Origin of the sequence: Qipengyuania proteolytica, assembly GCF_019711565.1 — a bacterium.
Lineage (GTDB): Bacteria > Pseudomonadota > Alphaproteobacteria > Sphingomonadales > Sphingomonadaceae > Qipengyuania > Qipengyuania proteolytica.
This window is the reverse complement of the sequence record NZ_JAIGNN010000001.1, coordinates 255,420-267,911: the sequence shown is the minus strand read 5'-3', so window position 1 is coordinate 267,911 and position 12,492 is coordinate 255,420. Positions and strand designations below refer to the sequence as shown.

The window sequence follows — 12,492 nt, the reverse complement described above, 5'->3', positions numbered from 1 at the left end:
AATCAATTGTGGAGCCGTTGCAAAGGCTCCCAATGACCATTCCCGGCCCTACTTCCCAAACCTTCATTTCGCAGCGCCTGCGGCTCAACTATCTCGACTGGGGCAATCGCGGGAAGCCGCCGCTGGTCCTCGTTCATGGCGGACGCGACCACGCGCGCAGCTGGGACTGGGTGGCCGAAGAGCTTTGCCGGGACTGGCACGTCGTCGCCATGGACCACCGCGGGCATGGCGACTCCGATTGGGTTTCCGACGGCAATTACTCCGCCAGCGACATGGTCTACGACCTCGCCCAGTTGATCCACCAGCTCGGCGTCGGCCCGGTCACGATCGTCAGCCACTCGATGGGTGGCAATGTCTCGCTGCGCTACGCCGGGACCTTCCCCGACATGGTGACGAAGATCGTCGCCATCGAAGGCCTCGGCCCCAGCCCCAAGCGGCAGGAGGAGATGCGCAGCAAGCCCTATCCCGAACGTCTCAACGAATGGATCGGCAAGAAGCGCTCTGCCTCGGGCCGCATCCCGCGCAAGTATGAAAGCATCGAAGCGGCCTTTGCGCGGATGATCGAGGAGAACAGCTACCTCACCGAGGAACAGGCGCGGCACCTGACGATCCACGGCGTGAACCGCAACGAGGACGGCACCTACAGCTGGAAATTCGATCCGCACCTCAATGTCTGGCCGGTCGAGGACATCGCGGACGAGTTCCTGCACCAGACCTGGGCCGCGATCACCGCGCCGACCCTGCTGCTCTATGGCGCCGACAGCTGGGCTTCGAACCCCGAAGGCGACGGGCGGCTCGATCATTTCGCCAATGCCGAGGTGATCGAATTCGCCAATGCCGGCCACTGGCTGCACCACGACCAGTTCGACCGTTTCATGCAGACGCTGAAGGATTTCCTGTGATTGCGGCACGTTCCAGTCGGCGGATGCGTTGACGGAGCGTGGAGCTCACTTTCGCCAGCTATAATATCCACAAGGCCGTCGGGACCGACCGGCGGCGCGATCCCGAGCGTATTCTGCGCGTGATCCACGAAATCGATGCCGACGTCGTCGCCTTGCAGGAGGTCGACCGGAGAATAGGCGACCGGGCGACGGTGATACCGCGCGCGGCGATCGACGACACGCACTGGAGGGTCGTGGAAGTAGCCCGGCGGCCGCGGAGCATCGGCTGGCACGGCAATGCCCTGCTGGTGCGGAGGGAATTCGAGATCGTCCACGGAGAAGCGCTCGATCTGCCAACGCTCGAGCCGCGCGGAGCGGCCTGCGGCGAGATCCGCGTCGACGGCCATGTGCTTCGCATAATCGGTACGCATCTCGACCTCTCGGGTCTCCGGCGGCGCGACCAGATCCGCTCGTTGCTGGATCATGTCGGCGCCTGTCGGCGTAACCTGCCGACGGTCATTCTCGGCGATTTCAACCAGTGGGGACGGCAGACCGGGGCGATGCGAGAATTCAGCGACGGCTGGCAGTTGGTGACGCCGGGGCGGAGCTATCCCAGCACCCAGCCGCTCGCCATGCTCGACCGTATCGTCGCGTCGCACCAGTGGCAGTGCATGGCGGCGGAGGTGCACCACACTCCGCTGGCTGCCGTCGCTTCCGACCATTTGCCGGTCGTCGCCCGGCTCCATCTGCACAAAAAATAACCACCAGCCCAAGTATTGGGCAGCTCAGACAAGCCGGGGCGCCGCGTGCGGGCTGCTGACGCGGCCTTTCGGCGTTTGGCACGCTTCATGCTGCAGGTGCGAAGCCGGCGCTGGGACCGGCGGACAGCCAAGGGGGTGAGCGCGTGAAATTCATCATCGCAGTCATCAAGCCATACAAGCTCGACGAGGTGCGCGAAGCCCTCGGCGCGATCGGTGTGGCCGGGATGACCGTGTCCGAAGTCAAGGGCTTCGGGCGTCAGAAGGGGCAGACCGAGATTTACCGCGGCGCCGAATACTCGACCAACATGCTGCCCAAGGTGAAGCTGGAGATCGCAGCCAGCGACGACCTCGCCCCGCAGGTGGTCGAGACGATCCAGCAGACTGCCAGCAGCGAGGCAATCGGCGACGGGAAGATCTTCGTCCTCGATCTCGCCAGCGCCACCCGCATCCGCACCGGCGAAACCGGCGACACCGCCCTGTGAAGACGATGAAGGACACCACCATGCTTCGCACCCTTACCCGCGCCGGCGCCATGGCTGCCGCGCTGCTCACGCCCGTTGCGGCATTCGCGCAGGAAGCCGCAGAGGCTGCCGCGCCCGTCCCCAACCCTGGCAACAACGCCTGGATGATGACCGCCACCGTGCTGGTCATGCTCATGATCCTGCCGGGCCTTGCGCTGTTCTACGGCGGCCTGACGCGTTCGAAGAACATGCTTTCGACCATGACGCAGGTCGGCGCGACCGCCTCGCTCGCCATGATCATCTGGGTCATGTGGGGCTATTCGCTGGCATTCGGCGACACCACTTACGAAGGCACGCTCGGCCTGTTCGTCAGCGGCGGGAGCTATTTCCTCGCCGGCACCGACGCCAGCAGCACGGCGGCGACTTTCACCGATGAAGTCATCAGCAAATATGTCTTCATCAGCTTCCAGATGACCTTCGCCGCGATTACCGCCGCGCTGATCCTCGGCGCGACGGCAGAGCGCATGAAGTTCAACGCCGTCATGCTGTTCGTGCCCATCTGGCTGACGATCGTCTATTTCCCGATCGCGCACATGGTCTGGGCGGGCGGCGGACTGCTGTTCGAAGACGGCGCGCTCGACTTCGCCGGCGGCACCGTGGTGCACATCAACGCCGGTGTCTCGGGCCTGGCGCTCGCCTACCTGCTCGGCAAGCGTCGCGGCTATCCGGCAGAGCCGATGCCGCCGCACAGCCTGACGCTGACCATGGTCGGCACCGGCCTGCTGTGGGTGGGTTGGTTCGGCTTCAACGCCGGCTCCGCACTCGAAGCGGACGGTTCGGCTGGCCTCGCCATGATCAACACCTTCGTTGCCACCGCTGCCGGTGCCCTGACCTGGATGGTGATCGAGCGCATGGCCGGTCACAAGGGTTCGGCCCTCGGCTTCTGTTCGGGCGTGATCGCCGGCCTTGTCGCCGTGACCCCGGCGGCCGGCAATAGCGGCCCGTTCGGCGCGATCCTTCTCGGCATGCTTGCTTCGGCCGTCTGCTACTTCGCGGTCGCCAAGGCGAAGTCCAAGTTCGGCTACGACGACTCCCTCGACGCGTTCGGCATTCACGGTGTCGGTGGGATCGTCGGAGCCATCGGTACCGCCGTCGTCTACCAGCCGTTCCTCGGCGGGCCTGGCGACGGATCGACCGCTCTCGGCGCGCAGCTGGGCGTGCAGGTCTTCTCGGTCGTCGTCACGATCGCCTGGGCCGGTCTCGGCACGCTGATCGCCGGCGGAATCGTCAAGGCACTCATCGGCCTGCGGGTCTCGGAAGAAACCGAAGTCGACGGTCTCGACATCGGCGAACACGGGGAGCGCGCCTACAACTGATCACCAAGTTTGGCGGGGGCGCCGCCGTTCTCTCTCCTCTCTCTCGCGGAGGTGCCCCCGTCAACCGATGTTCCTCCTGCGAACATACGACTACCAAGGGCCGGGGCTTTCCCCGGCCCCTTTTTTTGGCACGCAGGTGTGTGACTCGAACGCTACGCCAGCGCCGCGAAGTACGCGCCGCGCAGTCGACACTATTGCCAAGACAAGTCGGTCGATTCATCTCGAATGTTACGGATTGGTCCCGAGTGACTAAAAGTGGAGGAGAGAGATCATGAAAACTATGACCTATCGCGGCGTCGGCCGCGCGGCTGCGCTTCTCGCAGGGTGCGGGCTCGCAGCGATCGCCACCCCGGGCATCGCCCAGGAGGCCGAGCAGGTCGCAGGCGACGAAGACGTCATCATCGTGACCGCGACCAAGCGCGATTCGACCATTCAGGACGTGCCCTTTTCGATCAATGCCCAGACCCAGGAAGACATCCAGAAGTCGGGTGCGGCGACGCTCGAAGACCTCTCGCGCAATGTGGCGGGTCTTTCGGTCCAGAACCTCGGGCCAGGCCAGAGCCAGGTCTCGGTTCGCGGTGTGTCGGCCGGCCAGATCGTGCGCGACCAGCCGGGCGTGAAGGAGCAGGTTGGCGTCTATCTCGACGAAAGCGTCATCTCGCTGTCGCTTTTCACCCCCGACCTCGACCTGTTCGACCTCAACCGGGTCGAGACGCTGCGTGGCCCGCAAGGCACGCTGTTCGGATCGGGCAGCGTCGGCGGGACGATCCGCTACATCACCAACCAGCCGCTCCTCGGCGTCAGCGAAGGCCTGTTCGAAGGTAACGTGAACCTCGTCGATGGCGACGACTGGGGTGGGCACCTCAAGGGCATGGTCAACCTGCCGCTCGGCGAGCGTGCCGCGCTGCGCGCTGTCGGCTATTATACGCAATACGGCGGTTTTATCGACGCAATCGGCCCGGCTGGCGGCGAGAACGTGAACGGCGGCGAGCGCTACGGCGGTCGTCTGGCGCTGACTATCGACAGCGGCGAAGGGTTCTCCATCACCCCGCGCTTCATCTACCAGAAGGTCTCGGCCGACGGGTTCAACCGCCAGGAAATCTACAACCTCTACGCCAACCCCTACACCACGGGTCGCCCGCCGGTTACCTTTGGCGAGCGCGAGCAGTTCCTGAAACTGCGCGAAGCTTTCGAGGACGAGACGCTGATCGCCGACCTGGTGGTCGAGGCGGAACTCGGCCCGGTCACGATGACTTCGGTCAGCAGCTACACCAATCGCGACATTCTCGTGAGCCGCGATGCCAGTGCACTCACCGGATCGGTCTCGGTCGATCTCGGCTACGAGCCGGCGGATGTACGATTGGCGTCCAACCTTCGCGACACGACCGATGTGAACGCCATAACCCAGGAACTGCGCTTCGCATCCAACGGCAGCGGTCCTTTCCAGTGGGTCGTCGGCGGGTTCTACTCGCAGACCGATCGCTTTTACCGCCAACGCCTCCCGACTCCGGGGTATGCGGCGGCGACGGACGCGACGCTGGGTGCAGGCACGTCCGCAGCGGTGGCCAACGGCTTCCCGAACCTCGATTCGCCCTACAATGCCGACCTGCCCTATGATCTCGAGCAGATCGCAATTTTCGGTGAGGCGACGTATTCGATCACCGATGCGCTCGATGTGACGGTCGGCGCCCGCTATTACGACTTCGAGGAAAGCCGCCAGTTCATCTCGGGTGGCCTGTTCGCCAACGGCGACAATGTCGCCGACGAAACCAAGTCTGACGGCGTGAGCCCACGCCTGCTGGTGAGTTACGACGTCAGCGACGTGCTCACGCTGAACGCACAGGCCTCGAAGGGCTTCCGTCTGGGCGGGGTGAACGATCCGCTCAACGTGACGCTGTGCTCGCCGAACGATGCCGCCCTGTTCGGCGCGTTCCAGAGCTACGAGGACGAATCCTTGTGGAACTACGAAATCGGCGCGAAGGCGCAGGGGCGCGGCTTCTATGCCAACGTGGCCGGCTTCTACAACGACATCAGCAATCTGCAGGTGACGCTCGATGCCGGCAGCTGTTCGTCGCGGATCGTGTTCAACGTTCCCGACGCGCACTCGATGGGTGCGGAAGCCGAGATCGGCTTCTCGCCGACGCCCGGCCTCGACTTCGTGCTGTCGGGCAGCGTGATCGAAGCCGAATTCGATTCCACCCTGCCCGAACCGCTCGCGACTGCGACCGGCATTCGCGAAGGCAACCGCCTGCCGTCTGTGCCGAAATTCCAGATGACCGTTTCGGGCAGCTACGAATTCCCGGTATCGAGCAGTGCTGACGCGTATATCTCTGGATCGTGGAGCCACGTCGGCAATCGCTACACCCAGCCGGCCGATCAGGAGAACAACCCGCGGACCTTCGTCCATGGCCTTCCGTTCGGCGGCGCGCCCGCATCGGCCTCGACGACAGTCGACCTGCTGCTTCCGTCCTACGATGTCGTGAACATGAGCGCGGGCGTGGACTTCGACAGCGGCTTCTCGCTGCAAGTCTATGTGAACAACCTTCTCGACGAGAACGCCTTGCTCAGCTTCGACCGCGAGCGCGGCGGGCGTGCGCGGCTCGGCTATAGCGTCAGCACGCCGAGAACGATCGGCGTGACGGCTCGCCAGGCCTTCTGAGCCCGCAGTCGCCGCAAAAAAATGAAGGGGCCGGGGCGCAAGCTCCGGCCCCTTTCTTACAGGTCCAGCCAAGCGGCCGCCAATGCGATGGCGACGATCCACAAGGCGATCACGACAGCGGCTGCTGCCAGTGATCTCGGGCGGTGCGCGAGCAATTCCGCCTCGGCGCGATAGGATTGCATCAGGTCGGGCGGGACGAGGCGCAGCACCAGCCAGATCCCTGCCGGCACCAGCAGCAGATCGTCTAGCAGACCGATCACCGGGATGAAATCGGGGATCAGGTCGATTGGACTCAACGCGTAGCCCGCGACGAGAAGAGCCGCGATTCGTGCCGCCCAGGGCGTTCGCGGATCCCTTGCCGCAAGGTAGAGCGCGAGCACGTCACGTTTCAGCGCACGCGCCCAGGCCTTGATTTCAGGCAGCAAGCGCCGCCTTCACGAAATCGGCGCAACGTTCGCCGATCATGATGCTCGGCGCGTTCGTATTGCCCGAGACCAGGCGCGGCATGATGCTGGCATCCGCGACGTAAAGTCCGTCGATCCCCTGCGCCTTCAGCGTCGGATCTACCACCGCGTCCGCGTCCGCGCCCATCCGGCAGGTGCCGACGGGGTGATAGACGGTATCGGCACGATTGCGGATGAGTTCGTCGAGTTGGGCATCATCGTCGAGGTCGATCGGGTAGCGGTCCTGCGGATCGTATTTCGCGAGACTGGGAGAGGAGGCGATCCGGTGCGACAGGCGGACGCCCGCCCGCATCGTCGCCATATCACGCTCGTCGTCGAGGAAGTTCGGATCGATCCGCGGCGCATGGCCGGCATCGCGACTGTCGAGCCGCACCGTGCCGCGGCTTTCGGGCCTGAGCACGCAGGCATGGAGCGAGAAGCCATGGCCTTTCACTTTCTCGCGGCCGTGATCCTCGAGCATCGCGGGAACGAAGTGCCATTGCACATCGGGGGCGGGCGCGTCGGGCATCACTGTCCAGAACCCGCCCGCTTCGGCATAGGGCGTGGTCATAATGCCGGTGCGCTTCCGCCGGTGTTCGACGATCGCCTTGGCCATGCGAACGGTGCCGGCGAGGCTGTCGCCGATGAAGTCCTTGCTCTTCGTTTCCCAGCTGGAAACGTAGTCGATGTGATCTTGGAGGTCCGATCCGACGGCGGGCTTGTCGAGCACGACTTCGATCCCATGCTCGCGCAGGTGCGCAGCCGGGCCGATGCCGGAGAGCATGAGAACCTGCGGCGAATTGAACGCCCCTGCGGACAGCACGACCGCACCGCGCGCCTTGACCGTGCGCTCCTTCCCGCCGACCGAGTAGGTCACGCCGGTAACGCGTCCCTCGTCGATCTCGAGCCGCTGGACGGTGACGCCGATACGGATGTCGAGGTTCTTCGCCTTGCGCCGCGGCTCGACATAGGCGCGCGCGGCGGACCAGCGCTCGCCGTCCTTCTGGGTCACCTGATAGAGCCCGAAACCTTCCTGCTTCGCCCCGTTGAAGTCGGCGTTGCGCGGCAATTGCAGCTGCGCCGCGGCCTCGACGAAGGCGAGACTGCCCGGGTTCGGCCATTTCTGGTCGCTCACCCAGAGCGGTCCGCTGGCGCTGTGATACTCGTCCGCCCCCCGCACGTTGTGCTCGGCGCGTTTGAAATAGGGCAGCACGTCGTCATAGCTCCAGCCGGTGCAACCGAGTGACGCCCAGTTGTCGTAATCCCAGCTGTTGCCGCGGATATAGACCATCGCGTTGATCGCGGACGACCCGCCGAGCCCGCGACCGCGCGGCTGGTAACCGATCCGCCCGTTGAGGCCCTTCTGCGGCACCGTCTCGTAACGGTAGTTCGACTTGTCGGTCAGGAAGGGCATGAAGCCCGGTGTCTTGATCAGGAAGGTGTCGTTGCGTGGCCCCGCTTCAAGCAGGCACACGCTCTTGCCGGCTTCGGTCAGGCGCCCTGCGATGGCGCTGCCGGCGCTGCCCCCGCCAACGACGATGACGTCGAATTCGTCCATGATCTCTCCTCTCGATTCGAGAGGTTAGGCAGGCTCCGCTCCGCCCGCAATCGGGTTTTCGGATGAAACGGGCTTTTCACCCGTCGCCTGTCGTTCGAGCCAGCTCGCGCGGATCTGGTCGGAGGTCTCGCGACTGCCGTCATGCGTCCAGCCGGGCTCGCGCAGCAGGTAGGACAGCTTGTGCTTCCACGGCGCGCGCCACATGTCCTGCGCGATCCCGATCCATTCGTGGAAGACAGCCCACAAGAGGTTGAAGCTGCCCAGCTGCTTGACGATCCCGTAGCGGATTTTCTCGCCCTTCACTTCGGGCTCGAAGGTGCCGAACAGCTTGTCCCACACGATGAACACGCCTGCGTAATTGCGGTCGAGATAGCGCGGGTTGGTCGCGTGGTGGACCCGGTGGTGGCTGGGCGTGTTCATGACCGCTTCGAACCAGCGCGGCATCCGGTCGATCGCCTCGGTATGGATCCAGAACTGGTAGATCAGGTTGAACCCGCCGGCGAGCGCGATCATCCCGGGATGGAAACCGAGCAGGACAAGCGGCAATGCGAAGGCGAAACCCAGCGTCATGAAACCGGTCCAGGTCTGCCTGAGCGCGGTCGAGAGATTGTAGTGCTGGCTCGAATGGTGGTTCACATGGCTCGCCCAGAACCAGCGGACGCGGTGGCCGAAGCGGTGGACCCAGTAATACTTGAGGTCGTCGAGCACGAAGCACAACGCGAAGGCCCACCAGCTCCAGCCGATATCGAACAGGCGGAACTGCCATACCCACAGGAACAGCGCGAAGAACAGCCCGCCGAAGAGTAGGCCGGACACCGTGCTGCCCAGCCCGAAGGCAAGGCTGGTGAGGGTATCGCGCGGCTCGTAGCTCTCGGGGCGCTTGCGCCAGGCCCAGACCATCTCGATCAGGACCAGCGCGACGAAGCCGGGCACGGCAAGTTCTGTGGGCGAAAAATCGGGCATGGTCAGGCGTGCTTTATCGCAGCGATGGCCTGCATCCAAGCTGAAGGGTCGTCGAGGGTAAGCCGCGCAGTGCCGAAGCGCCTTTCCGCGGTGTCGATGACCAGCACATCGAGCTCGATATGCGCGCTGGCCCTGGCCGTTAGCAGGCGGCCTGCGAACATCGTGCCGTGAGGCCTGAGCAGGAGAACGCGCCCGGTCGAATCCGAGAGCAGCGCCCCGCGCCCGTCGCGGTCACGCCCGATCCTGAGCGGCACGAACCCGCTGATTGCCTCATCCGCTGCCTCACGCGCGGCCTCGTCGCTTTCGAGACGCGGCTCCGGCCCGAGCTTGAGCCATCTTGCCAGTGCGGCGAGCGCGAGGATTGCGAACAGCGAGCCGAGAAACTGGATGAGGGCGGGCGGCAGGTCCATCCAAGCCGATTGGCATGGCGCGCCATTTGCGGCAAGCAGGCTGCGACAAGGGAGAATGCTGCAATGAAATGGACCGTCCTTCTCGCCACGCTTTCCACCGCTGCGCTGGCCGTGCCCGCTGCAGCCCAGCAGGTCGATCCGATCGCCGCGGTCGAAGCGGAAAAGGAACGCACGTCGCGCGTTGCGCGGGAGATCTGGGAGCTGGCGGAGCTCGGCTATCTCGAAACGCGCTCGAGCGGGCTGCTAGTGGATGAGTTGCAGCAGGAAGGCTTCGCGATCAGGCCGGGCGTGGCGGGCATCCCGACCGCTTTTGTGGCCGAGTGGGGCGAGGGCGGGCCGGTGATCGGCCTCCTCGCCGAATTCGATGCGCTGCCCGGGATCAACCAGTCCGATTCGCCCACCCGCGATCCGATCGACGGCAAGATCGCCGGGCACGCGTGCGGGCACAATTTGTTCGGTGCCGGATCGCTCACCGCTGCCATTGCGATCAAGAACTGGCTCAAGGCGACGGGCACGCCCGGCCGGGTTCGTCTCTACGGCACGCCGGCGGAAGAAGGCGGCTCGGGCAAGGTCTACATGGCGCGCGCCGGCCTGTTCGACGATGCCGATTTCGTGATCGACTGGCACCCGGCGGACCAGAACTCAGCCGCCTCGCGCATGAGCCTCGCCAACCGCTCGGGCAAGTTCCGATTTCGCGGCATCTCGGCCCATGCCGCGGGTGCGCCGGAGCGGGGGCGCAGTGCACTCGACGGGGTCGAGGCGATGAACATGATGGTCAACATGATGCGCGAGCATACCTCGATGGATACGCGCATTCATTATGTCATCACCGAAGGCGGGAAAGCGCCCAATGTCGTGCCCGATTTCGCCGAGGCCTTCTACTACGTGCGCCATTCCGATGCGGACGAGGTCCGCGCGTTATGGCCGCGGCTCGAGGCTGCGGCGAAGGGCGCTGCCATGGGGACGGGCACCGAGGTCGACTGGGAGATCATCCACGGCAACAACCCGACGCTGCCTGTCGAGTCGCTCCAGTTGATGATGACGGAAAAGCTGAAGCAGCTGCCGCCGGTCCAGTACACGCCCGAAGAGCTGAAATGGGCGGCCAGCATCCGCGAAACGCTAGGCGAGGACGCACCCGCGTTGGCGGAAGCAGCCCTGGTCCAGGATTACGAGGTCGAGACCGGCTATGGCTCGACCGATGTCGGCGATGTCTCGCGCGCGGTGCCGACGGTCAGCGTGCGCACCGCCACCTGGGTGCCGGGAACCTCCGCGCATAGCTGGCAGGCGGTTGCCGCCAGCGGGCACAGCTATGGGGCCAAGGGTACCCAGCAGGCGGCGAAGGCGATGGTCCTGGCGGCGGTGGAACTCTACACCAACCCGCAATTGCGCGAGACGGCGAAGGCCGAGTTCATCGCAGCGCGGGGCGAGGATTACGTTTACGAATCGCTGCTCGGCGACCGCGCGCCGCCGCTCGACTATCGCCGCTGATCAGTCCGAGGCCTGCCCGGCGAGCATGTCGACCGTCGGGCGCACCGGCGCGATCGAATAGCCCGCGCCTTCGGCACAGGCCTCGATCTCGTCGGGGTTGCCGCCGCGCTTGGCCTCGGCCAGCGCCCACAGCAATGTCGAGCGGGTGCCCGAGCGGCAGAAGCCGAGCGCCGGACCTTCGGCCTTGGCGAGCGCTTCGGCGAGCGCATCGACCTGCGGCATGCTGAAGCCCGCCTGGGTCACCGGAATAGCGACATAGGCAAGCCCTGCCGCCCGCGCCGCGGCCTCGATCTCGCTTCCTGCGGGCTGGTCGGGCGCTTCATCGTCCGGGCGATTGTTGACGATCAGTGCGATCCCCATCGCCGCGGCCTGCGAAACGTCCGCGACAGAGATCTGCGGGCTGGCGTAGAACGTGTCGGTCAGCTTGCGGAACGCGCTCATGCAGTCTCTCCCTGTGCGACACGGCGCTTGGCCATACGCCGCCGCCGCTGGACGATATTGAGGATTTCCACGCCGACCGAAAAGCCCATGGCCGCGTAGATATAACCCTTCGGTACGTGGAAGCCGAAGCCGTCCGCGATCAGGACAAGGCCGATCATCACGAGGAAAGCGAGCGCCAGCATCACCAGCGTCGGGTTCTTCTCGATGAACTTCGCCAGCGGATCGGCGGCGACCATCATGATGCCGACGGTGATGACGACGGCGGTGACCATGATCGGAATCTCGTCGGTCATGCCGACGGCGGTGAGGATCGAATCGACCGAGAAGACGAGGTCGATCGCCACGATCTGCGCGATGACGGCACCGAAGGTCGCCTTGACCGCTTCGGCCGTGCCCGGCGTCTTGTCTAGGAGATCGCCCGAATCATCCTCGGGCTCCATCGAATGGTGGATTTCCTTGGTGGCCTTCCACAACAGGAAGAAACCGCCCGCCAGCAGGATGAGGTCGCGGCCCGAGAACGCAGTTTCGAAACTCGGCTCGCCATACTGGTTCGGTGCTCCCGTGAGGCCGAGATCGAACAGCGGCGTCTGGAGCGTGACCAGCCAGCCGATTAGCATCAGCAGGCCGATGCGCATGATGAGGGCGAGCGACAACCCGATCCGCCGCGCACGCTGCTGCTGGTGTTCGGGTAACTTGTTCGACAGAATCGCGATGAAGATAAGGTTGTCGACCCCGAGGACGACTTCGAGCGCGATCAGAGTGAGCAGAGCCAGCCAGGCGGCAGGATCGGAGAGCAAGGCCATGATTTCCATGACGCCGGCATTGCCAAGCGCCGACCTGCCGCGCAAGCGAAACGTAGCGGTCCGACATCATGCGGAAATGTCACAATCATCGGCAAGTCACGGCAGGTTAGCTAAATCATTCGCATGCCGCGTTGTTTCGCGCTATGCAGTCAGCAAATTGTGGGAGTCCTTCTGCTCCTGCGGCCGGTGCGCGAAGGCAGTCCACGCATCAGGTTCATGAGGAACACGGACTGCACGAAGGTACTGTT

At 64.7% G+C, this 12,492-nt stretch carries 12 protein-coding genes; 6 read left to right on the top strand and 6 right to left on the bottom strand.

The genetic code is table 11. The features are described 5' to 3' along the window. The first annotated feature begins 32 nt into the window (after positions 1-32). The 5 genes from K3172_RS01245 to K3172_RS01225 all read left to right on the top strand — a co-directional run bounded on the left by K3172_RS01245 (position 33) and on the right by K3172_RS01225 (position 6,138). Complete coding sequence (locus K3172_RS01245) at positions 33-902, top strand: alpha/beta fold hydrolase (protein WP_221586664.1); 870 nt, start codon at positions 33-35, stop codon at positions 900-902. A gap of 38 nt (positions 903-940) precedes the next feature. Further along, on the top strand, positions 941-1,642 hold the full coding sequence (locus K3172_RS01240; RefSeq protein WP_221586663.1) for an endonuclease/exonuclease/phosphatase family protein: 702 nt from the start codon (positions 941-943) through the stop codon (positions 1,640-1,642). 143 nt (positions 1,643-1,785) lie between these two features. Next, entirely contained in the window at positions 1,786-2,124 is a 339-nt protein-coding gene (locus K3172_RS01235; RefSeq protein ID WP_221586662.1) for a P-II family nitrogen regulator, read from the top strand. A 20-nt stretch (positions 2,125-2,144) separates the two neighbouring features. Next, entirely contained in the window at positions 2,145-3,479 is a 1,335-nt protein-coding gene (locus K3172_RS01230; protein WP_221586661.1) for an ammonium transporter, read from the top strand. Between the two features lie 280 nt (positions 3,480-3,759). Then, positions 3,760-6,138 (top strand): TonB-dependent receptor, encoded by a 2,379-nt coding sequence (locus tag K3172_RS01225; RefSeq protein ID WP_221588915.1) that lies wholly within the window; start codon positions 3,760-3,762, stop codon positions 6,136-6,138. Between the two features lie 56 nt (positions 6,139-6,194). Here the strand turns inward: K3172_RS01225 and K3172_RS01220 are convergent, their stop codons facing one another. The 4 genes from K3172_RS01220 to K3172_RS01205 are packed head-to-tail and all read right to left on the bottom strand — an operon-like array spanning position 6,195 to position 9,512. Further along, a complete protein-coding gene (locus K3172_RS01220; protein ID WP_221586660.1) occupies positions 6,195-6,563 on the bottom strand; it encodes a YkvA family protein in 369 nt (122 codons plus the stop codon). After that, positions 6,553-8,139 (bottom strand): GMC family oxidoreductase, encoded by a 1,587-nt coding sequence (locus tag K3172_RS01215; RefSeq protein ID WP_221586659.1) that lies wholly within the window; start codon positions 8,137-8,139, stop codon positions 6,553-6,555. Before K3172_RS01215 ends, K3172_RS01220 begins: the two co-directional genes overlap by 11 nt. Positions 8,140-8,163: 24 nt before the next feature. Next, positions 8,164-9,102: a sterol desaturase family protein gene (locus tag K3172_RS01210; RefSeq protein ID WP_221586658.1), complete on the bottom strand. Its 939-nt coding sequence runs from the start codon at positions 9,100-9,102 to the stop codon at positions 8,164-8,166. A gap of 2 nt (positions 9,103-9,104) precedes the next feature. Then, complete coding sequence (locus tag K3172_RS01205) at positions 9,105-9,512, bottom strand: hypothetical protein (protein WP_247717894.1); 408 nt, start codon at positions 9,510-9,512, stop codon at positions 9,105-9,107. Positions 9,513-9,575: 63 nt separating this feature from the next. Here K3172_RS01205 and K3172_RS01200 point away from each other — a divergent pair, with 63 nt between their 5' ends. After that, positions 9,576-11,000: an amidohydrolase gene (locus K3172_RS01200; protein ID WP_221586657.1), complete on the top strand. Its 1,425-nt coding sequence runs from the start codon at positions 9,576-9,578 to the stop codon at positions 10,998-11,000. On the opposite strand, the gene K3172_RS01195 is transcribed toward K3172_RS01200, so the two are convergent. Together K3172_RS01195 and K3172_RS01190 are read right to left on the bottom strand one after the other, a co-directional pair. Continuing rightward, positions 11,001-11,441 (bottom strand): protein tyrosine phosphatase family protein, encoded by a 441-nt coding sequence (locus tag K3172_RS01195; protein WP_221586656.1) that lies wholly within the window; start codon positions 11,439-11,441, stop codon positions 11,001-11,003. It abuts the gene before it with no gap. Then, positions 11,438-12,253 carry a TerC family protein gene (locus K3172_RS01190; RefSeq protein ID WP_221586655.1) on the bottom strand — a complete coding sequence of 272 codons (816 nt, stop codon included), beginning with the start codon at positions 12,251-12,253 and terminating at the stop codon, positions 11,438-11,440. Before K3172_RS01190 ends, K3172_RS01195 begins: the two co-directional genes overlap by 4 nt. Positions 12,254-12,492 lie beyond the last annotated feature (239 nt).